This window comes from Vibrio sp. 1-2 (7-a) (genome assembly GCF_013048515.1).
Classification (GTDB): Bacteria; Pseudomonadota; Gammaproteobacteria; order Enterobacterales; family Vibrionaceae; genus Vibrio; species Vibrio diabolicus.
The window spans coordinates 539,866-563,547 of sequence record NZ_VHSQ01000001.1 but is presented as its reverse complement, the minus strand read 5'-3'; the positions used below and the strand labels follow the sequence as shown (position 1 = coordinate 563,547).

The following is a 23,682-nucleotide window of genomic DNA, read 5'->3' as shown; positions in this document are numbered from 1 at the left end:
TGCGCTAAGTATTATTAGAAGTTAGTCTGATTAGTGAAAACAGATAAATATTTCAGTTTTATCAAACACACATCAAAACTTTAAGATTAATAATCTACTTTCTCTCACAGTAACCAGAATATAGCTCTATAAAATTATAATAAGCTAGAATTAAGGATAGAAAAGCTGATGGATAACAGCGGTCCTTTCTTCCAACGGTTTGCGCAAATATTACTGTGTTACGGAGAGAGCTTCATTCCTCAGGGAGTCGTATAGGAGTCAAATATGAAGCGAGAACAATGGGGATCCCGAGCGGGATTCATCTTAGCAGCAGTCGGGTCTGCTATCGGTTTGGGAAACATTTGGCGTTTTCCATACATGGCCTATGAAAACGGTGGCGGCGCATTTTTTATTCCTTACATTTTCGCCATGATCACGGCCGGTATTCCATTTATGATCCTTGAGTTCAGTATGGGACAAAAGTACCGAGGCTCAGCACCAAAAACGCTAGCGAAAATTCATTCTAAATTTGAATGGCTTGGCTGGTTCCAAGTTGGTGTTGCAGCAGTTATCGCCGTTTACTATGTTGCAGTTATCGGTTGGTCAATTTCTTACTTTGGGTTGTCGTTCACTCAAGGTTGGGGAACCGATACAAACGCATTTTTCTTTAGTGAGTACCTAAAGTTAGGTGATAACTCACCAACAGACTTAGGCAGTATTCAATGGAAAATTGCCTTATCTATGGTGATTGCTTGGGCTATTACTTACACCGCCATTGCCAAAGGCGTGAAATCAGGGATTGAGCGCGCATCTAAAATCATGATGCCAATACTATTTTTGATGGTGATTTTTTTAATCGGACGTATGGTTTTCTTGCCAGGAGCTTTGGATGGCGTTAACTACATGTTTGAACCCGATTTCAGCAAAATTTGGGATGTGAAAGTATGGGCAGCTGCGTACGGTCAGATCTTCTTTACCCTAAGCATCGGCTTCGCGATCATGCTGGCTTACTCTAGTTATCTGCCAGAAAAGTCAGACATCACGAATAACGCGTTTATGACCGTGTTGATCAACTGTGGCTTCTCCATCCTAGCTGGTATTATGATCTTCTCTGTCTTGGGTTACATGGCTCAAGAACAAGGTAAACCGCTAACAGAAGTGGTATCTGCAGGCGTTGGCCTTGCTTTTGTTACTTTACCTGCGGCAATTAACTTATTACCCGCACCATATATTCTTGGTCCTCTGTTCTTCTTTGCACTGGTGGTTGCTGGTCTAAGTTCGCACATTTCTATCATGGAAGCCGTAACATCCGCCATCATCGATAAGCTAAAGTGGAGCCGAAAAAAAGCTGCAAACGTTGTAATCGGAACTGGTTTTGTGGTTTCTATGGCGTTCGCGACAAATGGCGGTCTATTGCTGCTAGACCTAGTAGACCACTTTGCAAACAACGTTGGCATTATGGTAGGCGGCTTGGTTGAGATTGTATTGATGGCGTGGCTATTGAAACGCGTGCCTGAAGTACGTAATTACGTAAATGAGCGCTCTGATTTCTCTATTGGTCAATGGTTTGAGATCTGTTTACGCTTCGTAACACCGATTATGCTCGCCATTATCTTAGCGACTAAGCTTTATGCTTTATTTACTGAAGGCTACGGTGGTTATGATCTAACTGTAGGCTGGGCACTTATCGCCGCACTATTTATCTTTGGTCTAGTGATTAACGCAGTGAATCGCAAGGAGACAGCGAAATGACAATCAGCGCAATTATTATGATGGTTATTGGTTTAGGTATCACTTGGGGCGGCGCTGCCGTTTGTATCAAGCGAGCCATGGATAAGCAATAGCAGTATTGCATTCCAAACATAAAAAACGCCGGTATTTACCGGCGTTTTTTATGTTTCTTTTATTCTAGAAACTGTATTTGATGCCAACGGCACCACCAAGTTGTAAGTCAGCACCTTTGTAAAGATCTAGCTCTGGGTGTATTTGACCATAAAGATCCCAGCCGCGTGATAAATCCCAGTTCACACCGAGAGGTACACGCACGCCAAACTCATCATCCCATTCATACCAACCACCAACGCCAACATACCAAGTCACAGGCATGTTTTGATCGAATGTTCCACGTTTAGCGATGTAATCAAACGCCATACCATCGTTACCGATAATGCCGCGATACTTATTATCTAACTCAACAACAACACTCAACTGTTGATCGACAGCCATACCAACAGACAAGTTTGTTGGCTCATTTGCCGCCATTGCGGTACTAGAAACTAGTCCTGCTAATAAAATTAATTTGCTCTTCATACACGTTATCAATTATTAAAAAAACATCATGCGTTATTCAAACATAGTGGTGTTTCAATATGTCAACGATGAGTAAGCGCGATGTATGAAAAGACTGGCAAAAGTAAAGATGAGTTTAGGATCACACTCAGAAAGCACTTTTAGCAATGGGAGAGGAACTAAAAAAGGAGGCCGAAGCCTCCTTTTATTCATTGTTATGAATGACGGTGATTAGCCGTGGTTACGGATCCACTCATCCATTTCAGTTTTTAGGTTGTCAGACTTAGTACCGAAGATAGCCTGTACACCACCTGCAACAACTACAACACCAGCAGCGCCAAGTTGTTTCAGTTTGTCTTGGTCAACAGCTGCTGTATCTGCAACCGCGACACGTAGGCGAGTGATACATGCGTCTAGACCAGTAATGTTAGCTTTACCACCGAACGCTGCAACCAGTTCACCACCCATGTCAGAGCCAGAAGTTGCTGCCGCACTTTCTGTTTCATCTTCACGACCAGGAGTTTTTAGGTCAAGTGCTGTAATTACGCCACGGAACACTACGTAGTAAATCACTGCGTATACTAGACCAACAGCAATCATTAGACCCATCTTCTGAGCGTTACCAGATAGAACTAGGAAGTCGATCAGACCGTGAGAGAAAGAAGTACCGTGTACAAAGCCTAGAGTGTTAGAAACAATGTATGCAGAACCAGCTAGTAGAGCGTGGATACCGTATAGTAGTGGAGCAACGAATAGGAATGAGAATTCGATAGGCTCAGTAATACCAGTTAGGAATGAAGTCAGTGCAGCTGACGCCATGATACCCATTACTTTTGCGCGGTTTTCTGGTTTAGCACAGTGAGCAATTGCGATTGCTGCAGCTGGTAGACCAAACATCTTGAACATGTAACCACCCGCTAGCTGACCGAAGCCATTACCAGCAGCACGAGATGCTTCATCAGCAACTAGGTAACAAGTTAGTACGCCGTTTTGAGCTTCACCAGCAGCGTTAACACAAGAACCAGCTTCGAAGAAGAACGGTACGTTCCATACGTGGTGTAGGCCGAATGGGATTAGAGAACGCTCTACAACACCGTAGATACCGAATGCTAGTTGTGGGTTTTGGTGCGCAGCCCAATCAGAGAATGCAGAGATTGCACCGCCAATTGGTGGCCAAATTACAGAAAGGATAACACCAAGGATGATCGCTGCAAAACCAGTGATGATAGGCACTGCACGCTTACCAGCGAAGAAGCCAAGATACTCTGGAAGTTGAATTTTGAAGAAACGGTTGAATGCCCAAGCAGCCACACCACCGACAAGGATACCACCTAGTACACCTGTATCGATTTTCTCAACACCCATAACACCCGCCATTACACCTAGCGTTGCCGTCATGATGCCGTAACCAACGATTGCTGCAAGACCAGCAACACCGTCGTTATTAGTGAAGCCTAGAGCTACACCTACTGCAAATAGAAGTGCCATTTGGCCGAATACTGAGCCACCAGCTTGTTCCATAAGATTAGAAACGATCTCTGGAATAAAGCTTAGATGGGCAGCACCCACACCTAATAAAATACCTGCAACTGGTAAAACTGATACTGGAAGCATCAGCGCCTTACCAACTTTTTGCAGGTTAGCAAAAAGGTTCTTAAACATGTTTATGCTCCTGATAAATTTATAAGTATTATTTGGGCACTAACGGCACACCCCCGTAGCCTAAAGGTTAGCACCCAATGAAAATGTAACCACAACTGCATTATATTTTCCGGCTCTAAATATATATTGATGACCCTCAAACTTTCCACACAGTTACGAAATTTAGTTTCAAAACAAGTCTTGGATCACACCCAAAAACAGCTGATGAAAAGGTTTGCATTGCAGTTATATTACTGTTTTATAAAGAGTTTATTATTTATATAATTAATTTTAAGGCGTAAATAAAATACGCTACAATGTTATTTTTAGTAACAAAATTACATTTGTGATTTTTGAATGTTATTAAATCAACATTTTTAGTAAACATTAAACTCATGAGTATATCTGTTGTTTTTATCAACAAAAAAGGAGCATGCGCTCCTTTTTTATGCTCTTATTGATTTTTCATCGCAAAAAAAGATTTCGGAAATTTTCGGTGGTTTTTTGTGCCACTTCAGAAAGAGAGCACGATTTGAGTTGCGCAATATAAGAAGCCACCTCGACAACATAAGCAGGTTGATTCTCTTTACCTCGGTGAGGGACTGGAGCCAAGTAAGGAGAATCTGTCTCAATGAGAAGCTTCTCTAGAGGTAGAGTCTTCACCACTTCTTTCAACTCTGTAGCTTGACGGAAAGTGATAATCCCCGAGATAGAAATATAAAACCCCAGCTCAAGTGCAGCTTCAGCAAATGGAAGATCTTCTGTAAAACAGTGGATAACACCACCACATTTCTCCGCCCCACCCTTACGCAAAATATCTAGAGTATCCGCACGTGCGTTTCTGGTATGGATAATTAAAGGTTTGTTAAGCTCCACCGCAAGATCAACGTGTTGCTCAAAACGCTCTTTCTGTAACGCTGCCGTTTCTGGCTTATAATGATAATCCAAGCCTGTTTCACCAATGGCAACGACTTTTTCATTCGATGCGTGGTGACGTAGCACGTCCATCGAAAAGTCGCTTTCAACATCAAGTGGGTGTACACCGCACGAAGCATAAACATTCTCATAAGGCTCAATCATTTCCATCATTTTAGGGAAAGAATCCAGCGTAACTCCCACAGAAAGCAGCTCGGTTACCTTTGCTTGTTTAGCTTTGTTAATAACGTCTTCCACATTGATGTGGAGATCGTCGTAATTCAATTTGTCTAAATGACAATGAGAATCTACGAACATAATGCCTCTCGTGATTCAATTAACCAGTTCATTGATAGTAGCTCAAGGTTTAGACCAGGAAAGGCTTGCACCTGAGCTTTGAGGTCCATCAGCGCCTTCGCTGATGAGTACAAACCGTTGTAGTTGTTCGGCTGAAACTTTATAGCGCCAGGAAGCATTTGTGCTTCTGATACACCAAACTGCGCTTTCTGAGCGTCTGTCAGTAAATACCACGCCCAGTCTAGTGATTGCTCCGAGTGTTTAGCCATTAAAGAAGCACACTCAGAAATGTCTGAGGCAGGAGAAGACATCGCCTTAATAAAAGTGCGCTCAAAAGCCAAGTAAGCATCGAGATCGCCATTATTTAACGCATCCAATGTTTTTATAGGAGAGCCCATATTCAGTTTTAAGGCGTAAGCAGGAACTTGCTGCGCCCCTTGTTCGCGCATCCATTGCATCGCTTGTTCCGTTGACGGCGGCGCAACAACCCAGTGTTGGCAACGGCTACGAATCGTTGGAAGCAGGCGCTCCTGATTGTGGGTAACGAGCAAAAACAAGCACTTTGCCCCAGGCTCTTCTAGCGTTTTTAACAATGCATTCGATGCCGATTCATTCATAGAGTCTGCTGGCTCTATAACAAATAGGCGATAACCATTAAGCTGTGATGATTCCTGAGCAAGACGGTTGCAAGCTCGAACTTGGTCCACCGTTATCGCTTTTCCTTCTTTTTCTGGTTTGATCCAGTGTAAATCTGGGTGGTTGTGTGATTGATTTAATTGACAGCTATGACAAAAACCGCACGCTTCACTGGCGTAATTTTGGCAAAGAAGTGCTTGGCTAAAAAACTCGATAAGTTTTTCGATGCCTAAGCCTTGCTCGCTTTGCAATAAAAGCGCACCTGGTATTCTGTCCGACTCTAGCCCTACTTTGAGGTTATCCCATACTGGTTGCAACCATGGATAATCATTTAACATGAGTCACCTAAATTTAAGTTTCACTTATTATTGACGAGCTAACCACTCGTTAAGAGCGTCCCGAATATCACGCGACACGTCTTCGATCGCCTGCTCAGCGTTAATGATAATGATAGAAGGATCAGCATGAGCAATCTCCAAATAACGCTCTCGTGTACGTTCAAAGAAGCTGATATCCATCTTCTCGATACGATCGAGCTCACCACGCCCACGCGCACGCTCAAGCCCAACGCGAGGGTCGATATCCATATAGAGAGTGAAAGCAGGTTTAAAATCACCAAGCGTTGTGTCTCGAAGGTTTTTCATTAGCGACGCGTCAATCTGACGGCCACCACCTTGATAAGCCTGCGACGACATATCGTGGCGGTCACCCACCACCCACTGACCGTTCGCCAAAGCTGGTTTGATCACGTTCTCAACCAACTGGACACGTGCAGCATATAGAAGAAGCAACTCCGTCATGTCTTTAAGTTCTTCGCCTTCATGCTCTTCTTTCACCAGAGCGCGCATCTTTTCTGCTAGCGGCGTGCCTCCTGGCTCACGAGTATTTACGATATTTTCAATACCTGCCGCTTTTAGCGTATCTAAAACGGTTTTAATCGCAGTGCTTTTACCCGCGCCTTCTAGGCCTTCAACGACAATAAAGTTTGCTTTCATCATTTGTTCTTTCTTAGTTCTCTTAAATAGGCTCGAACAGCACGATTGTGCTCTGCAAGGGATTTCGAAAATACGTGTCCGCCCTTTCCACTTGCTACGAAATATAAATAGTTACTGCTTTCTGGATTCAAAGCCGCTTCAATAGAGGCTTCACCTGCCATCGCGATTGGGGTTGGAGGTAAGCCATTGATGGTATAGGTGTTATATGGTGTCGGCGTGCGCAAATCTTTCTTACGAATATTTCCGTCGTAAGCATCACCCATACCATAAATAACCGTCGGATCCGTTTGTAAACGCATGCGTTTGTTCAATCGGTTGATAAACACAGAAGCGACGCGCTCACGCTCAGAGTCAATAGCCGTCTCTTTCTCGATGATAGACGCCAGAATCAAGGCTTCATATTTGTCTTGCAATGGCAGCTTTTCTTGACGAGCTTCCCAGTTAGCATCCAGAATCTTATTGAGTTTTCGATGCGCTCGTTTTAATAACTGGCTTTCACTTGCACCCGCCGTGTAATGGTAGGTTTCTGCTAAAAACAGTCCTTCAAGCTTTTCTCGCTCTATACCCAACTTTGCTGCCATGTCTTTTTCTGATAGATCGGTTAAGTCATGCTCTAAATAAGGAGCACTTTTCAATTGCTCTACCCACTCAGAAAAGCGGCTGCCTTCAACAAAAGTGATCGCAAACTGGTATTCTTTTCCGGTATTCAGGTGCTCCAATGCTTGCGAAAGCGACATACCAGGCTCTAGTTGATAAGTACCCGCTCGCACTTGCAACAGTTCTGGATATAAGTGAGGTATTAAACGGATGTACTCCGACGTTTCAATTACCTCATCTTCAACTAAGGCGCGCATGACATGATGAAAGCTTGTACCACTTTCTACAGTAAACAGCTGAGGTTGTTCCAATAGAATAGGCTTTTCAACGTATTGTTTAGCCTGTGAAATTATATAAAAAACAGCTGCTGCGCCTATCACTGCGATCAGCACAACAAAAGCCAACAGTTTTTTAATCACGTAGTTAAATTCCCTTGCAGTCGTTGAGTCAATTTTCCTATCGGAAATATAGTCTTAGAGTTAGATGCCACTATGCTGCGAATTGGTGCGACACCTAATATTGAGTTACACATGAAAGCCTCGTCTGCGCTCAGCAAATCTGGAAGTATAAAACGCCCCTCGATGACTTCAATATGACTTACTTTTAGTAACTCAAGCACCTTACGACGCATTACGCCCGCAACGCCAGATAAGGTCAGCTCCGGTGTAAATACTTTATTACCTTTAACCCAAAAAAGGTTGGCCATTGTAGTTTCAATGACATGGTTTTGCACATTTAACGTTATTGCATCTGCAAACTCGGTATCGTCGATTTCAGCCTTGGCGAGAATCTGCTCTAAACGGTTGTTGTGCTTGTGTCCAGCAAGTAAAGGTTGAATCCCGAGACGAGTCTCACAAACGCCCAAATCCACGCCTTTTTCTTGCCAAGAAGAGTAATGAGAAGGAAACGCAAAATTGGAGATCGTCACGATAGGGCCTTCAATCCCATTAGGACTATACCCTCGCCCACCAATACCACGGCTAACGTGAATTTTCACCCCAGCTTGTGCGTCAGATAAAGCCGCTTTGCTTGCCCAATCATGCACAACTTGCCAGTCAGGGGAAGAGATCTTCAATGCGTCAAGGCAGGACTTCATACGCTCAATGTGTTCTTGCCAGTAAACCAACTCTCCGTTTTGGGTCAGGATGGTGGTAAAACCTCCATCACCGTATTGGAATGAGCGATCACCCAGTTCTACATGCGTTTGTGGAACTCCATTTACCCAAAACATTCGCGTACCTTCAAATTAGCAGACAACAAATAAAACAAAACGGCTCAATGCTAAGCATCGAGCCGTTAGAATACAAGTTTCGCTTACCTAAATAAGGTTAGATAGTGTTACTCAGCGAACTTTTTGAAGATCAAAGAACCGTTTGTACCACCAAAGCCAAACGAGTTACAGATAGCATATTCCATACCTTCAACTTTGCGCGCAGTGTGCGGCACAAGGTCGATGTCTAGACCTTCTTCTGGATCATCAAGGTTAATCGTTGGTGGAACGATTTGGTCAACCAAAGACATAACCGTGATAATTGCTTCAACAGAGCCTGCTGCACCTAATAGGTGACCAGTCATAGACTTAGTTGATGATACAAGTACTTGCTTCGCACCTTCTTCACCAAGAGCACGTTTCACGCCCTTGATTTCTGCAACGTCGCCAGCAGGAGTAGATGTACCGTGAGCATTCACATAACCTACTTGGGTACCTGTGATGTTCGCGTCACGCATTGCCGCTTCCATCGCAAGTGCACCACCAGAGCCATCTTCGCTTGGAGAAGTCATGTGGTAAGCATCACCAGACATACCAAAACCAACCAGTTCTGCGTAAATCTTCGCGCCACGTGCTTTCGCGTGTTCGTACTCTTCAAGCACCATCATGCCAGCACCATCACCTAGAACAAAACCATCACGGCCTTTATCCCATGGACGAGACGCTTTTTGAGGTTCGTCATTACGAGTAGATAGCGCTTTAGCTGCACCGAAGCCAGCCATGCCAAGAGGCGTAGACGCTTTTTCTGCGCCACCAGCAACCATCGCATCTGCATCGCCGTACGCAATCATTCGTGCAGCATGACCGATGTTATGTAGGCCAGTAGTACATGCTGTAGAAATCGCGATATTTGGACCACGAAGACCACGCATGATAGATAGGTTACCTGCAACCATATTTACGATGGTCGAAGGAACAAAAAATGGGCTAACTTTGCGAGGGCCTTTTTCTACTAATGCAGTGTGACCTGTTTCGATCAGATCTAGACCGCCAATGCCTGAGCCGATAGCAACACCAACTCGAGCCGCATTTTCTTCGGTAATTTGTAAGCCAGAGTTATCAAGAGCTTGAATACCCGCTGCAATGCCGTACTGGATGAAAAGATCCATCTTACGAGCATCTTTTTTAGACATGTACTCTGTGCAATCGAAATCTTTAACAAGACCTGCAAAACGAGTTGAGAAGTTCGTAGCATCAAAGTGCTCGATATTCACGATACCACTTTGACCTTCTAGCAGGGCTTTCCAAGATGATTCTACTGTGTTGCCTACCGGTGACAACATACCCATGCCAGTGACAACTACACGACGCTTGGACACGATATAATTCTCCGGGAATTGAATATTTCTATGAGAGGATAGAAGAAGTTAGAAAGAACACAGGCGGTCTAGGAGACCGCCTGGGAGAGCTAATTACTGAGCGCTGTTTACGTAGTCGATTGCAGCTTGAACAGTAGTGATCTTCTCAGCTTCTTCGTCAGGAATCTCAGTGTCGAATTCCTCTTCTAGAGCCATAACTAGTTCTACAGTGTCTAGAGAATCAGCACCTAGATCGTCAACGAAAGAAGCTTCGTTTTTAACTTCTGCTTCGTCTACACCTAGCTGTTCAACAATGATTTTCTTTACGCGTTCTTCGATGTTGCTCATTTTTCTTTTCCTTTACAGATTTCGCCTAATGCGATGATTCCGTAGTTTATTCGAACTATTGAAAGTTGCAAGGGGGTCCTTGCTGGTCAAACCACAAAATTAGCGAATTTAACCGAATTTCAATACATTTTTGACTTAAATCATGCACAAATCTTGCGCATAAGCATGACAAGTTCATGACAGTTAACTGCAACTATAGGCTATTTTTCACAATGTAAAATAGCTTATTTTGCACAAACTGTCTCATTAAACCATGTACATGCCACCATTTACATGCAAAGTTTCACCAGTAATGTACGCTGCTTCAGGCGAAGCAAGGAAAACTACTGCTGATGCAATTTCACGTGGGTCACCTAAACGACCAGCTGGCACGTTCGACAACGTTGCCGCACGTTGCTCATCATTTAGTGCCTTTGTCATGTCAGTTTCGATGAAACCAGGGGCAACAGTGTTCACTGTTACACCACGAGACGCAACTTCACGAGCCATTGATTTAGTAAAACCAATCACGCCCGCTTTCGCTGCTGCGTAGTTAGTTTGACCTGCGTTACCCATGGTACCAACAACAGAGCCTACGTTGATGATACGACCCGCACGTTTTTTCATCATGCCGCGTAAAACCGCTTTAGACATGCGGTAGATAGGCGTTAGGTTGGTATCGATGATGTCGTTCCACTCATCATCTTTCATACGCATCAATAGGTTGTCACGAGTAATACCAGCGTTATTCACCAGAATATCGATCACACCAAATTCTTCGTTGATCGTTTTTAGTGTCGCTTCGATAGACTCGACATCAGTCACGTTCAGTGCCAGACCTTTACCGTTATCACCAAGATACTCGCTGATAGCAGCAGCGCCACTTTCAGAAGTAGCCGTACCGATAACCGTCGCACCGCGCTCTACAAGAAGTTCCGCGATCGCGCGGCCAATACCACGGCTTGCGCCGGTAACTAGCGCGATCTTACCTTCTAGATTCATCATGTTGTGTTTCCTTTTCTTATCGCAAGTTTTATCGCTTGATGGATTACTTCGCCGCGTCTAGCGACGCAACATCATTCACTGCTGCTGCAGTTAGCGTTTTCACGATACGTTTTGTTAGACCTGTTAAAACCTTACCAGGACCAAGCTCAAGAAGCTGTTCTACCCCTTGCTCATGCATAAGCTCGACTGTTTCAGTCCAGCGAACTGGGCTATGTAGCTGACGAACAAGTGCATCTTTGATTTTTGCAGGATCTGTCTCAGCAACCACATCAACGTTGTTGATAACTGGCAGCTGTGGTGAGTTAAATTCGATAGACTCAAGAGCTACTGCAAGTTTTTCCGCTGCTGGCTTCATAAGCGCACAGTGTGATGGAACTGAAACAGGAAGAGGAAGCGCACGTTTCGCCCCAGCTTCTTTACATAGCGCTCCCGCACGCTCTACAGCGTCTTTGCTACCCGCGATAACTACCTGACCAGGCGAGTTAAAGTTTACTGGAGAAACCACTTCACCTTGCGCTGCGTCTTCACACGCTTTTGCAATCGCATCATCAGCCAAACCGATAATCGCGTACATAGCGCCAGTACCTGCTGGTACCGCCTCTTGCATTAGCTTACCGCGTAATTCAACCAGCTTGATTGCTTCTTTAAAGTCAATCACACCCGCACATACAAGTGCTGAATACTCACCTAGGCTGTGACCGGCTAGGTTTGCTGGTTGCTCTAAACCAAGCTCCTGCCATACACGCCAGATTGCAACAGATGAAGCTAGCAAAGCTGGTTGAGTGCGGAAAGTCTCGTTTAAATCTTCTGCAGGTCCATTTTGAACAAGCGCCCATAGATCGTAACCTAGTGCGTCAGATGCTTCTGCAAATGTTTGTTTTACTACGTCATATTGTTCGCCTAGTTCTGCAAGCATACCTACAGCTTGAGAACCTTGACCTGGAAATACGATAGCAAACTTGCTCATGTTGTTTTCCTTTAAGCAAAGTAAAAAGAAATAAGATGCACCAAGTGCACCTTAAATTTTGAATTCTCGTGAAACTTAGAACTTCACCAGAGCAGAGCCCCAAGTGAAACCGCCACCAAACGCCTCTAGCAATAAAGTCTGCCCGCGTTTAATGCGACCATCGCGCACAGCTTCATCCAGCGCAGACGGTACTGTCGCCGCAGAAGTGTTCCCGTGTCGGTCTAATGTCACTACGACTTGGTCCAAAGACATTGAAAGCTTTTTCGCTGTTGCCGAAATAATTCGATAGTTCGCTTGATGCGGTACTAGCCAGTCTAGTTCAGACTTATGCATGTTGTTGGCTTCAAGCGTATCTTTTACTAGTTTCGATAACTGAGTGACAGCGACTTTGAATACTTCGTTACCTGCCATATGAAGCCATTTGTCAGCATCTTGACCACGCTCAGGTACAGGTAGGCTTAGTAGCTCACCGAATTGACCATCCGAGTATATGTGGGTAGAAATAATACCTGGCTCTTGGCTAGCGCCTACGACAACGGCTCCAGCACCATCACCAAATAGGATAATGGTTGAACGGTCTGTCGGATCACACGTTTTAGACAAAGCATCTGAACCAATAACAAGTACGTTTTTACACATACCCGATTTAATATGTTGGTCTGCAACAGATAATGCGTACACAAAACCAGAACAAGCAGCGGCTAAGTCAAAAGCTGGACAACCTTTAATGCCAAGCTTTGCCTGCACCTGACACGCAGATGAAGGGAAAGTATGGCTACTGCTCGTTGTGGCTACGATAATCAGGTCGATATCGTTTTTATCAATACCCGCCATATCGATAGCGTTTTCAGCTGCGTAGAATGCCATGTCCGCTACAGTCTCATTTTCTGCAGCAATTCGACGCTCTTTAATACCCGTGCGAGCAACGATCCACTCATCACTTGTATCTACCATTTTCTCTAGATCTGCGTTTGTACGCACCTGAGATGGCAGGTAGCTGCCAGTACCTAAAATTTTGCTATACATGAAGACTAATAATGCCTCTCGAGTAAAACCGCTTCCAAACGATCGCTAATACGGCTTGGTACTTGTCGTTTGACCTCGTGTACTGCCTCGCCAAGTGCATTGACAATCGCAGATACATCCGCACTTCCATGGCTTTTTATGACAATGCCGCGCAATCCTAGCAAACTTGCGCCGTTATACTGGTCGGGGTTCAGTGTTTTTAGTTCATTAAATAGCCGAGAAAACAACTTTCTAGCAATCCAACCCTTTATCGTTGACGCCATCATACTGGTTTTAATTTTTTCGATAAAAAGTTGAGCTGTTCCCTCACTGGCTTTTAAGCATACGTTGCCGACAAACCCATCACATACAATGACGTCTGCAACATCATGCAAAATTTGATTACCTTCAATATAACCAACAAAGTTAATCGCGTCGGTCTGAGAAAGCATTTCTGCGCAACGTTTGACTAAATCGTTACCTTTAATCTCTTCTGCGCCAATATTGAGTACAGCAACGCGAGGAGGACAACCTAAGTGTTCTTCTGCTAGTGCACTGCCCATTACAGCAAATTGGAACAAACTATCAGCATCGCACGATACATTCGCACCTAGATCTAGCATCCAAGTACGCTTTCCAGTAATCGTCGGTAAAGCTGAAACTAAAGCAGGACGTTCAATACCAGGAAGTAACTTAAGAATGAAACGCGATAGTGCCATTAATGCACCGGTGTTGCCACCACTAACACAAGCATCCGCCTTCTGCTCAGAAACCAAATCGATAGCCATACGCATGGAACTATTTTGGCTATTACGTAGTGCCAATGAAGGTTTTTCTGAGTTCGAGATAACTTTCTCACTATGAAGAATAGTCAAGCGGGAACTGGTCGAGGTACCGAGTTGAGATAATTGAGACGTGATCAGAGATTGATCACCTATAAGAATCACTTTTAGCTCTGGGAAATGAGACAGTGCCTGCACGGCGGCAGGCACTGTTACGCGTGGACCGAAATCCCCGCCCATTGCATCAAGTGCAACGGTAATACTTTGCAAAGGTTCAACCTTACTTGTTGATAACCTTTTGACCACGGTAGTAACCTTCAGCAGTTACGTTGTGGCGTAGGTGAGTTTCACCAGAAGTCGCGTCTACAGATAGAGCAGCTGTAGTTAGCGCATCGTGTGAACGACGCATACCGCGCTTAGAACGAGTTTTACGGTTTTTCTGTACGGCCATTGACCCTACTCCTATACTATTGGGTTAAAAACCTGAAGAAGAATCGGTTACCACACCTATTACTTTTTCAGACTTTTCAAAACGTCGAATGGATTCGGTTTTTCTTCCTCAATTTCTTCAGGAATCTCACCAAAAACCATGTTATTTGAATCAACGCTACAATCCGCTTCATCGTGCATCGCAATTTGAGGTAATGCTAAGATGAACTCGTCTTCAACCAGTTGTATAAGGTCTAATTCACCATATTCATTTAGATCTACCAAATCATAAATTTCTGGTGCTTCCTGTTCCGTTTTCTCACCGTAGTAAGGAGTAGAAAGGAATTCAACTTCGCACTCATGTGCGAATACCTCATTACAACGCTGACACTCTAAATCGACTTCGATGTTAGCTTTACCAGAGATAACAACGAGTCGCTGTTCATCCATCCCAAATGACAATGAGACTTCTGCGTCGCGTTTTACGCCTTCAGTTGTTTCCGCTAAGCGCTTGAAAAGACTAGCTTGGATGATTCCATCGTAATCTAATCGTTTCTGTGCAGCTTTCGCTGGGTCAACCGTTCGCGGTATTTTTACCTTTTGCATAGGGCGCGAATATTATCTTCCAAATCAAAATTAGTCAAAGAAAAAGGCAAAAAAGTTGTACTTTTTTACGCTTAACATACAGAGCATTAGCCAGAATCATTTTTGATCGATTATCCTATCGGAAATGCTCCCACGAATTGTAATTCAAAATGAAAAATTACCAACTGGTTTTAGCTTCAACCTCCCCTTTTCGTAAACAACTGCTTGAAAAGCTTTCACTACCGTTCATTTGTTTATCACCTGATTGCGATGAAACACCGTTTGACCAGGAAACGCCTCTTGAACTGGTGCAAAGATTGGCCCAAGAGAAAGCAACATCTTGCCAGACGGATAAAGCAAGTTTAGTTATCGGCAGTGACCAGGTTTGTGTCATTAATGGTGAAATCGTTGGCAAACCTTTAAATAGAGACAACGCAATAAATCAACTTTTGTCTCAAAGTGGAAAAGTCATCACTTTCTATACTGGTCTTGCGGTACATAACACCGTCACAAACCATACAGAAGTCGGCTTTGATTCTTTCGAAGTACACTTTAGAGATTTGACGCTTGAACAAATCGAGCGCTACGTCGACAGGGAAGAACCTTTTTACTGCGCAGGCAGCTTTAAAAGCGAAGGAATGGGAATTTGTTTGTTTAACAAATTAGTGGGGAAAGACCCGAACACACTTGTCGGGCTACCACTGATTGATTTGATTGATATGTTGCATGTTCAAGGACTCGATGTCCTTTGATCAAAATTTGATCAAAATATGATAAAAGGGAGCCACAGGCTCCCTTCTTGCATCCGCGAGGAAAACATGGTTACGCGTTTCTTAAACCCGCCAACACTTTTTCTAGCTTCGGTTCCATCGGTGCGTTGATTTCCATCCACTCATCATTTGATGGGTGTTGGAACTTGATGTTTGCCGCGTGTAGGAACAAACGATCTAAACCAACTTGACCTGTGTAAGCATCAAAGCGGCGGTCACCGTAGCGATCATCCCAAGCGATTGGGTGGCCCGTATATTGTGTATGAACTCGGATTTGGTGAGTTCGACCAGTAATCGGACTCGCTTGAATCAATGTTGCTTGTTCAAACTTTTCCAAAATCTTAAAACGCGTTTCAGACGGCTTACCGTTAGGGTTAACACGAACAATACTGTTCACTTCGTTTTTAAGCAGTGGCGCGTTCACAACCTTACAACTGCTTTTCCATTGTCCCATGACAAGAGCTAAGTAAAACTTCTTCACTGTCTTTTCACGAAACTGGGCTTGCAAGTGACGAAGTGCAGAACGCTTCTTAGCAACCAGCAAGATACCTGAAGTATCACGGTCAATACGATGCACAAGTTCAAGAAAGCGAGCTTGAGGACGCAGAGCTCTAAGCGCTTCAATCGCGCCAAACTTTAAGCCACTGCCACCATGCACAGCGGTACCAGATGGTTTGTTTAGAATCAACATATGATCATCTTCGAAGATGATCATATCTTCCAACTCTGCGACTTTGTTTAGTTTCGTACTTGGCGCGACATCGCCATCTTTTTTCTCGACAGTCACCGGTGGAATACGAACGAGATCGCCTGCTTTTAACTTGTACTCTGCTTTTATACGCTTTTTATTTACACGTACTTCGCCCTTACGCACGATTCGGTAAATCATGCTTTTAGGGATGTCTTTTAATTGGTTGCGCAAAAAATTATCAATGCGCTGACCCGCCATATCTTCGTCAATGTCGACGAACTGGACTTTTGTTCTTATTTCGCTCATGGGCGGTATTGTAAACTCAATTTCGCGCGACTTCACATTATTCTTGTCGTAAAAGAAACACTTGATAGTACAAACTGGTCTAAATTTCGCCAAGCTTTTGTTTAAATTATTAAAACTCTCAATCGAGTTCTCAATTTGTTTTCTGTCTTGATCAGTTTACACATCTCAATTGCTTATGAAACAGCCAGTTATAAATTAGAAATTTTGAGTTTAGCGGCAAATTTTCTATCGTTTGCGTGAAAGCAGATTGCTGATAGCCACGCGCACTGCTATAGTTCACAGCTGCTAAGGAAGGTTTGGTTACATTTTATTCATTACCAATCATTTATCCTCAAGCAATGTGAGTAGATCGTTGAAGGTCGAGTGCAGCATTGGCGTGAGACACATCGAATTCAACACTCTTGCCACCCTACTCCTCGCATATTCACGTTGAGTACCTACCGCCCAAATAGCGGGTCACAAGTCTACGTTTCCAACAGAAACCACAAGAGGCTTGTGATGACTGAAGTGCCCGAGAGCATCCCCTTCCAGCCGGGAGGCTGCAAAATACAAGCCATGGGATCAGGCACCGTGAAAGAGCGAAAAAACAGTGGCAAGTCGACAAGAAAGATATAAAAGAAAAGACAACGAGAATTTTCAATGAAAAGAATGTTAATTAACGCAACTCAAAAAGAAGAGTTGCGTGTCGCTCTGGTTGATGGCCAGCGACTTTTCGATCTTGATATCGAGAGTCCAGGTCATGAATCTAAAAAAGCGAATATCTACAAAGGACGTATCACACGTATCGAACCAAGCTTAGAAGCCGCATTTGTTGATTACGGCGCCGAGCGTCACGGTTTCCTCCCTCTCAAAGAAATTGCCCGCGAATATTTCCCTGAAGGTTACACCTACCAAGGTCGTCCAAGCATTAAAGAAGTGCTAACGGAAGGCCAAGAAGTTATCGTTCAAGTGGAAAAAGAAGAACGTGGAAGCAAGGGCGCAGCTCTTACTACTTTCATTTCTCTTGCTGGTAGTTACCTTGTTCTGATGCCTAACAACCCTCGTGCTGGCGGTATTTCTCGTCGAATCGAAGGTGACGAGCGTACTCAACTAAAAGCCGCATTAAGTACTTTGGAACTGCCTCAGGGCATGGGCCTAATCGTACGTACTGCTGGCGTTGGCAAGAGTGCTGAAGAACTTGAGTGGGATTTGAATGTACTACTTAACCACTGGGGTGCAATCAAAGGTGCAGCGGACTCGAACCCTGCTCCATTCTTAATCCACCAAGAAAGTAACGTTATCGTTCGTGCAATCCGTGACTATTTGCGTCGTGATATTGGCGAAATCTTAATTGACAGCAACACCATCTACGAACGTGCAAAAGAGCACATTCAATTGGTGCGCCCTGATTTCCTTAACCGCGTTAAGAAATATGAAGGCGAAGTTCCACTATTCAGCCACTACCAAATCGAAAGCCAAATTGAATCAGCTTTCCAACGTGAAGTGCGTCTGCCATCTGGTGGTTCTATTGTTATTGACCCAACCGAAGCACTAACGTCTATCGATATCAACTCTGCTCGTGCAACCAAGGGCGGCGATATTGAAGAAACAGCCCTAAACACGAACCTAGAAGCAGCCGACGAAATTGCTCGCCAGTTACGTCTACGTGACTTGGGTGGCTTAGTGGTTATCGACTTTATCGATATGACACCTGTTCGCCACCAACGAGAAGTAGAAAACCGTCTACGTGAAGCCGTTCGTCTTGATCGCGCTCGTGTACAAATCGGTCGTATTTCTCGCTTTGGTTTGTTGGAGATGTCACGTCAACGTTTAAGCCCTTCTCTAGCAGAAGCAAGCCACCACATCTGTCCTCGCTGTAGCGGTACTGGAGTCGTTCGCGACAACGAATCTCTAGCACTTTCTGTACTTCGTTTAATCGAAGAGGAAGCACTGAAAGACAATACAGCGCAAGTTCTCGCAGTTGTACCTGTGCCAATCGCTTCTTACTTGTTGAACGAAAAACGTCGTTCAGTGAACCATATCGAACGCATTCAAGAAGTGAAGATTACGGTTGTTCCAAACTCTGACATGGAAACGCCGCACTTCGAAGTTATCCGTGTTCGTGAAGGTGAAGAGTTCGATCTGATTTCTTACCTACTTCCTAAAAAACTGGAAGCAATGAAAGAAGCGGAAGGTAAAGAGCCCGCGGAAGTTGACGTAAAACCTAAACGAATCGAAGAACCTGTTCTTAAAGGCTTTGCGGCTCCTTCTCAAACGGCACCTGCACCAGCAGCTAAACCTGCCCCAGAGGCGAAGAAGAAAGAAGAGAAAGTTGAACAAGAAGAAAAACCTGGACTGTTCAGCCGTTTGTTTAAAGCACTTGGTAGTTTCCTATTCGGCGGTTCTGAAGAGGTAAAAGAAGAACCGAAACCTCAGGAAGAGAAAAAGCCAAATCGCGATAATCGACGCAACAAACGTGATCGCAATGATCGTCGTCGCAATAACAACCAACGCGATAATCGTGAGAACCGCGACAATCGTGATAACCGTGATAACCGACGTCGTCGTAAGCCTCGTGATGAGCAAGCGAATGAGCAAAACGAAGCTCAACAACAAACCAATAAACAGCAAAACCGCAACCAAAAGCGTAAGCCTAAAACTCAACAAGCAGATAAAGCCCAAGAGCAAAAAGCAAATGCAAAAGTAGCGGAAAAAGGCCTGCAGCTAGCGGCAGAAGCTCGAACTGAAACAAAACCAGAAGAGAGCAAACCAAAGCAACAAAACGCGAAAGCAGAAAAAGTGAAGGAGCGTCGTCAACGTCGCAAACTGAACAAGTCTGTACGCGTTAAAGACCAAGAAGCGGTTGAGAAGAAAGCAGAAGAAACGGCGGTTAAGACTCAAGAAACGGTTGAAACCAAAGTTGAGAAGCAAACAGAAGCAGCGGTAGAAGCACAACAAGACAACAAGCAAGCAGAGTCTAAGCAACGTCGTAACCGTCGTTCGCCACGTCACCTGCGTGCAAGCGGCCAGCGCCGTCGCCGTGGTCGCGATCGCCGTCCTAACCCGTTCCGCCTGCGTAAAGGTGGTGTAGCTTCTCCTGAGATGGCTATGGGTAAAGTAATGCCACGCTACATTCCGAAACCAGCACCTAAGAAAGAAGAGCAAGTTAAGGAAGAAACAGTAGCAGCAGTACCTACAATGCAAGGTGGTTTTGCTTGTCCAGAGATGGCTATGGGTAAAGTGATTATTCGCCGCGAGCAACCTGTTGTAACAGAAGCGCCAGTTGTTGAATCAAAGATTCAAGAAACAGTTGAAGCGAAAGTGGAAGCTCCAGTAGTGGAAGCACCTGTTGTGGAAGCAGTAATCGCAGAAAAAACTGAATCGGCAGTAGTAGAAACAGCTTCGGTAGAGCCTATCGTTGAAACTCCCGCGACTGAACCGGTTGATGCCATTGTAGAAACGGCACCTGCTGAAGAGCCTGTGGTTGAAGCAGCAAAAGAGATTGCAGCCGAAGCGCCAGTAGCTAAACCAGAGCCTAAAGTCGAAGCCATTAAAGTTGCGGCTAAGCTAAACGCTAGCGCACCGATGACGAAAGCACCTGGCCCTCAAGAGCTACGCGAAATCACGGTTGCAGCAGCACCGTTCAAAACCGAACGTTACCAAGCTAAAGGTGCGGGTAGCCAAGTGGCTAAAAACCGCGCATCAGCAGAGATGACAAAGCCTAACTTTAACTAGGCTAAATCATTACGTTCAACTGCTTAACGGCATAAATAAATTAAAGGCTACCATCTGGTAGCCTTTTTTATCTTCATATTTGCCCAATAAATTGTTCATATAAATACCAATTCGTGATCACATTTGTACGCCATTATTCGTATCATTCTTGAACTTAATCACACTTTTCGGTAGCATGCGCCGACTCAAGTTTTCGACACCATTCTGATGCTGCTCTTTTAATACTACGGTTTACACTGCAATGTTTGATCAGAAATCAACCACTCAGTGGCTTGTGCAAATACGAATATGTGTCGGGTTTAACTCATTGCAAAGAGAACTTAAAAACAAACATGTTCGAATTTCCCCAATTTTCTAAGCACTCCGTAAAAAATGATGTGCTATCAGGCTTAACCGTTGCGCTAGCATTGGTTCCTGAAGCTGTCGCATTTGCGTTCGTCGCAGGCGTAGATCCGATGGTCGGTCTTTACGCTGCATTCATCGTTGGTCTTATTACTTCCATTTTCGGTGGTCGTCCCGGCATGATCTCTGGTGCAACAGGTGCCATGGCAGTCGTAATGGTTTCGCTTGTCGCGACTCACGGTGTCCAGTACCTATTCGCAGCCATCATGCTCGCTGGTATACTTCAAATTGCCGCTGGTATGTTTAAATTGGGTAAGTTCATCCGTATCGTGCCTCACCCTGTGATGATTGGTTTTGTGAACGGTCTGGCTATTGTTATCTTCCTAGCTCAGTTGGGTCAGTTTAAAGCGCCAGATATCAACGGCATGCTTACTTGGCTACCACAAGACCAAATGCTACTAATGCTTGGTTTGGTTGCGCTAACTATGGCAATCATTCACTTTCTACCAAAAATCACAACGGCTGTACCCTCTTCACTTGTTGCAATCGTAACGGTGACTGCTTTAGTGGTTGGTTTGGATCTGGAAACTCGCACTGTTGTTGACTTCTTGCGTACAATGTCTGGTGATGAAGCGGCAACACTCGCAGGTTCACTGCCGACCTTCTCTATTCCGGCGGTGCCATTTACGCTAGAAACTCTACAAATCATTCTTCCATACGCGATCATTCTAGCGGCCATTGGTCTAATTGAATCTCTGCTAACGCTGACAGTTTTAGATGAGATGACGAACACTCGTGGTCAATCTAACCGCGAATGTATCGGTCAAGGTATGGCAAACATGACTTGTTCTGTGTTTGGTGCTATGGGTGGTTGTGCAATGATTGGTCAGTCGATGATCAACGTAAACTCAGGTGGTCGCGGTCGTCTATCTGGTATCGTTGCTGCTATCGCTCTATTGATGTTTATCTTATTCGCTTCTTCGTTAATTGAAATGATCCCACTCGCTGCTCTGGTGGGTGTGATGTTCATGGTTGTAATTGGTACATTCGAATGGGCAACATTTAAACTAGCGCGTCGCGTACCGAAGCAAGACTTCTTCGTTATTGTTCTTGTGACCGTTGTTACTGTTCTTACTGACCTAGCCGTTGCCGTAGCGGTTGGTGTTATCGTTTCTGCATTAATGTTTGCATGGCAGCACGCTAAGCACATCTATGCTGACACGTGCTTAAACGAGGAAGGTTCAAAAGAGTACAAGATTCACGGTCCTATTTTCTTTGGTTCTGCCGCTAACTTCTTGGAGTTGTTTAACGCGCCTGAAGATCCAAAAGATGTGATTGTCGATTTTGCAGACTCTCGCGTGACTGATCACTCCGCAATTGAAGCGATTGAAACACTAGCAGAGCGTTACAACTCTCAAGGTAAAACACTACACCTTCGCCACCTAAGTCCAGATTGCCGCAAGCTTTTAGATAAAGCGGGTAGCTTGGTTGAAATTAACGTGAAGGAAGACCCAAGCTACAAAGTCGCAACCGACATTCTAGCGGGTTAACACGAATAAAAAAGGATGAGCTCAGCTCATCCTTTTTTCTATTGTCTTCAAGCCCGGCGATTATAGCTTCTTCAAAATCGCGTCTGATGCCTCTTCGATTAAATCAAGCACCAGTTCAAAGCCATCTTCTACACCATAATATGGATCAGGGACTTCGTCGTAACCTGACCCAGAATGACTTAAAAATAACGATACTTTGTGTCGATACTTCAACGGACAAATATCCAATAAATCGGCTAAATTTGCTTTATCTGCGGCTAATATCAGGTCAAACTTTTCAAAGTCATCAATGGTAACTTGACGCGCACGCATTCCTTTAAAAGAGTAACCTCGCTGCTTTCCTGCGGCCATTGCCCTTGAATCCGGTGGGTTTCCTGCGTGGTAGCCAATCGTACCTGCCGAATCAACCTCCACGGCAATACCCAACTCTTGAGCTTTCGCTCTTAACACTGCTTCTCCGGTTGGTGACCGACAAATGTTTCCCATACAAACAACAAGTATTTTCTTCATTTTATTCCCTGAATTATCGGTGGTTTTTCTTCACGATATGTTGGTCTATCATAGCGAGATAAATCAATGAACCCAAATTAGCTTGGGCACAGCACGAAAAGGAATTGAGGAAGTATTATGTCTATCGAAGAAAATAAAGAAGCACGCCATAAGGCTCGCCAACAAAAAGTCAAAGAACAGGTAGACGCAAAAATTGCTGCTGCTCAAGAGGAAAAAGGTCTGCTACTGATCATTACCGGAAATGGTAAAGGTAAATCGACATCAGGGTTCGGTACGATAGCACGCGCAGTAGGTCATGGTTTGAATTGTGCTGTCGCGCAGTTTATTAAAGGTACTTGGGATAATGGTGAGCGCAACCTACTTGAGAAACTCGGCGTTGAATTCCAAGTAATGGCGACCGGCTTTACATGGGAAACTCAAAACAAAGCCGCTGATACCGAAGCAGCGCAAGGCGTATGGCAAGAATGTAAGCGCATGCTCAAAGATGAATCTATCGATGTGGTTCTTTTTGACGAGCTGACGTACATGGTGAGCTACGGCTACATTGATTTAGACGAGGTCGTTGAAGCGCTGAACAACCGCCCTAAAATGCAGTCGGTTGTCATTACTGGTCGTGGCGCTCATCGCACTCTGATTGAAATGGCTGATACCGTTTCTGAAGTGAAGAATGTAAAGCATGCATTTGAGTCAGGCGTCAAAGCGCTGAAAGGTGTCGACTGGTAAAGCTCACCAGCAGAATTAAAAAAGGGTTGGCTAATGCCAACCCTTTTTGCTTTGGCTCG

General features: G+C 44.5%; 23 protein-coding genes. 6 read left to right on the top strand and 17 right to left on the bottom strand.

All coding sequences use genetic code 11. The features are described 5' to 3' along the window. Positions 1 to 264: 264 nt before the first annotated feature. Positions 265 to 1,731, top strand: coding sequence for a sodium-dependent transporter (locus tag FKN08_RS02595; RefSeq protein WP_005398219.1), 1,467 nt, complete (start codon positions 265 to 267; stop codon positions 1,729 to 1,731). Next, positions 1,728 to 1,823, top strand: a complete 96-nt coding sequence (locus FKN08_RS02590; protein WP_005372963.1) for a MetS family NSS transporter small subunit — start codon at positions 1,728 to 1,730, stop codon at positions 1,821 to 1,823. Before FKN08_RS02595 ends, FKN08_RS02590 begins: the two co-directional genes overlap by 4 nt. A 64-nt stretch (positions 1,824 to 1,887) precedes the next feature. Here FKN08_RS02590 and FKN08_RS02585 read toward each other — a convergent pair whose 3' ends face one another. The 15 genes from FKN08_RS02585 to yceD all read right to left on the bottom strand — a co-directional run bounded on the left by FKN08_RS02585 (position 1,888) and on the right by yceD (position 15,038). Next, the gene (locus tag FKN08_RS02585; protein ID WP_005396996.1) at positions 1,888 to 2,289 is read right to left on the bottom strand and encodes a hypothetical protein; all 402 of its coding nucleotides are present in this window, start codon (positions 2,287 to 2,289) and stop codon (positions 1,888 to 1,890) included. A 210-nt stretch (positions 2,290 to 2,499) separates the two neighbouring features. Then, positions 2,500 to 3,930 (bottom strand): PTS glucose transporter subunit IIBC, encoded by a 1,431-nt coding sequence (gene ptsG / locus FKN08_RS02580; RefSeq protein ID WP_006743155.1) that lies wholly within the window; start codon positions 3,928 to 3,930, stop codon positions 2,500 to 2,502. A gap of 444 nt (positions 3,931 to 4,374) precedes the next feature. Next, entirely contained in the window at positions 4,375 to 5,142 is a 768-nt protein-coding gene (locus FKN08_RS02575; protein ID WP_170891257.1) for a YchF/TatD family DNA exonuclease, read from the bottom strand. Continuing rightward, the gene (locus FKN08_RS02570; protein WP_104969633.1) at positions 5,133 to 6,095 is read right to left on the bottom strand and encodes a DNA polymerase III subunit delta'; all 963 of its coding nucleotides are present in this window, start codon (positions 6,093 to 6,095) and stop codon (positions 5,133 to 5,135) included. Before FKN08_RS02570 ends, FKN08_RS02575 begins: the two co-directional genes overlap by 10 nt. A gap of 27 nt (positions 6,096 to 6,122) precedes the next feature. Continuing rightward, positions 6,123 to 6,755, bottom strand: a complete 633-nt coding sequence (tmk, locus tag FKN08_RS02565; protein ID WP_031780597.1) for a dTMP kinase — start codon at positions 6,753 to 6,755, stop codon at positions 6,123 to 6,125. Further along, a complete protein-coding gene (gene mltG / locus FKN08_RS02560) occupies positions 6,752 to 7,768 on the bottom strand; it encodes an endolytic transglycosylase MltG (protein WP_170891255.1) in 1,017 nt (338 codons plus the stop codon). The genes tmk and mltG overlap by 4 nt, the downstream gene beginning before the upstream one ends. Further along, complete coding sequence (pabC, locus tag FKN08_RS02555; RefSeq protein WP_085343543.1) at positions 7,765 to 8,580, bottom strand: aminodeoxychorismate lyase; 816 nt, start codon at positions 8,578 to 8,580, stop codon at positions 7,765 to 7,767. Before pabC ends, mltG begins: the two co-directional genes overlap by 4 nt. Positions 8,581 to 8,687: 107 nt before the next feature. Further along, on the bottom strand, positions 8,688 to 9,938 hold the full coding sequence (gene fabF, locus FKN08_RS02550; RefSeq protein WP_005396984.1) for a beta-ketoacyl-ACP synthase II: 1,251 nt from the start codon (positions 9,936 to 9,938) through the stop codon (positions 8,688 to 8,690). A gap of 93 nt (positions 9,939 to 10,031) precedes the next feature. Then, a complete protein-coding gene (gene acpP / locus FKN08_RS02545) occupies positions 10,032 to 10,265 on the bottom strand; it encodes an acyl carrier protein (RefSeq protein ID WP_004406112.1) in 234 nt (77 codons plus the stop codon). Positions 10,266 to 10,511: 246 nt separating this feature from the next. Beyond that, positions 10,512 to 11,246, bottom strand: coding sequence for a 3-oxoacyl-ACP reductase FabG (gene fabG / locus FKN08_RS02540; RefSeq protein ID WP_031780596.1), 735 nt, complete (start codon positions 11,244 to 11,246; stop codon positions 10,512 to 10,514). Positions 11,247 to 11,292: 46 nt separating this feature from the next. After that, positions 11,293 to 12,216 (bottom strand): ACP S-malonyltransferase, encoded by a 924-nt coding sequence (fabD, locus tag FKN08_RS02535; protein WP_012841591.1) that lies wholly within the window; start codon positions 12,214 to 12,216, stop codon positions 11,293 to 11,295. Positions 12,217 to 12,291: 75 nt separating this feature from the next. After that, positions 12,292 to 13,242: a beta-ketoacyl-ACP synthase III gene (locus FKN08_RS02530; RefSeq protein WP_005396980.1), complete on the bottom strand. Its 951-nt coding sequence runs from the start codon at positions 13,240 to 13,242 to the stop codon at positions 12,292 to 12,294. 5 nt (positions 13,243 to 13,247) lie between these two features. Continuing rightward, entirely contained in the window at positions 13,248 to 14,273 is a 1,026-nt protein-coding gene (gene plsX, locus FKN08_RS02525) for a phosphate acyltransferase PlsX (RefSeq protein WP_012841590.1), read from the bottom strand. A 10-nt stretch (positions 14,274 to 14,283) separates the two neighbouring features. Beyond that, positions 14,284 to 14,454 (bottom strand): 50S ribosomal protein L32, encoded by a 171-nt coding sequence (gene rpmF, locus FKN08_RS02520; RefSeq protein WP_005396978.1) that lies wholly within the window; start codon positions 14,452 to 14,454, stop codon positions 14,284 to 14,286. 59 nt (positions 14,455 to 14,513) lie between these two features. Next, positions 14,514 to 15,038, bottom strand: coding sequence for a 23S rRNA accumulation protein YceD (gene yceD / locus FKN08_RS02515; protein ID WP_005396977.1), 525 nt, complete (start codon positions 15,036 to 15,038; stop codon positions 14,514 to 14,516). 149 nt (positions 15,039 to 15,187) lie between these two features. Between yceD and FKN08_RS02510 the strand changes: the two genes are divergently transcribed. After that, positions 15,188 to 15,769 carry a nucleoside triphosphate pyrophosphatase gene (locus tag FKN08_RS02510; protein ID WP_005396976.1) on the top strand — a complete coding sequence of 194 codons (582 nt, stop codon included), beginning with the start codon at positions 15,188 to 15,190 and terminating at the stop codon, positions 15,767 to 15,769. 70 nt (positions 15,770 to 15,839) lie between these two features. Here FKN08_RS02510 and rluC read toward each other — a convergent pair whose 3' ends face one another. Further along, entirely contained in the window at positions 15,840 to 16,784 is a 945-nt protein-coding gene (gene rluC / locus FKN08_RS02505) for a 23S rRNA pseudouridine(955/2504/2580) synthase RluC (RefSeq protein WP_139059464.1), read from the bottom strand. A 639-nt stretch (positions 16,785 to 17,423) separates the two neighbouring features. Between rluC and rne the strand changes: the two genes are divergently transcribed. Next, a complete protein-coding gene (gene rne / locus FKN08_RS02500; protein WP_170891253.1) occupies positions 17,424 to 20,498 on the top strand; it encodes a ribonuclease E in 3,075 nt (1,024 codons plus the stop codon). A gap of 332 nt (positions 20,499 to 20,830) precedes the next feature. Next, positions 20,831 to 22,390 carry a SulP family inorganic anion transporter gene (locus FKN08_RS02495; protein ID WP_005396973.1) on the top strand — a complete coding sequence of 520 codons (1,560 nt, stop codon included), beginning with the start codon at positions 20,831 to 20,833 and terminating at the stop codon, positions 22,388 to 22,390. Positions 22,391 to 22,450: 60 nt separating this feature from the next. On the opposite strand, the gene FKN08_RS02490 is transcribed toward FKN08_RS02495, so the two are convergent. Next, positions 22,451 to 22,900 carry a low molecular weight protein-tyrosine-phosphatase gene (locus FKN08_RS02490; protein WP_170891251.1) on the bottom strand — a complete coding sequence of 150 codons (450 nt, stop codon included), beginning with the start codon at positions 22,898 to 22,900 and terminating at the stop codon, positions 22,451 to 22,453. 117 nt (positions 22,901 to 23,017) lie between these two features. On the opposite strand from FKN08_RS02490, the gene cobO reads away from it, so the two are divergent. Further along, complete coding sequence (cobO, locus tag FKN08_RS02485) at positions 23,018 to 23,623, top strand: cob(I)yrinic acid a,c-diamide adenosyltransferase (protein WP_005396966.1); 606 nt, start codon at positions 23,018 to 23,020, stop codon at positions 23,621 to 23,623. Positions 23,624 to 23,682: the final 59 nt, after the last annotated feature.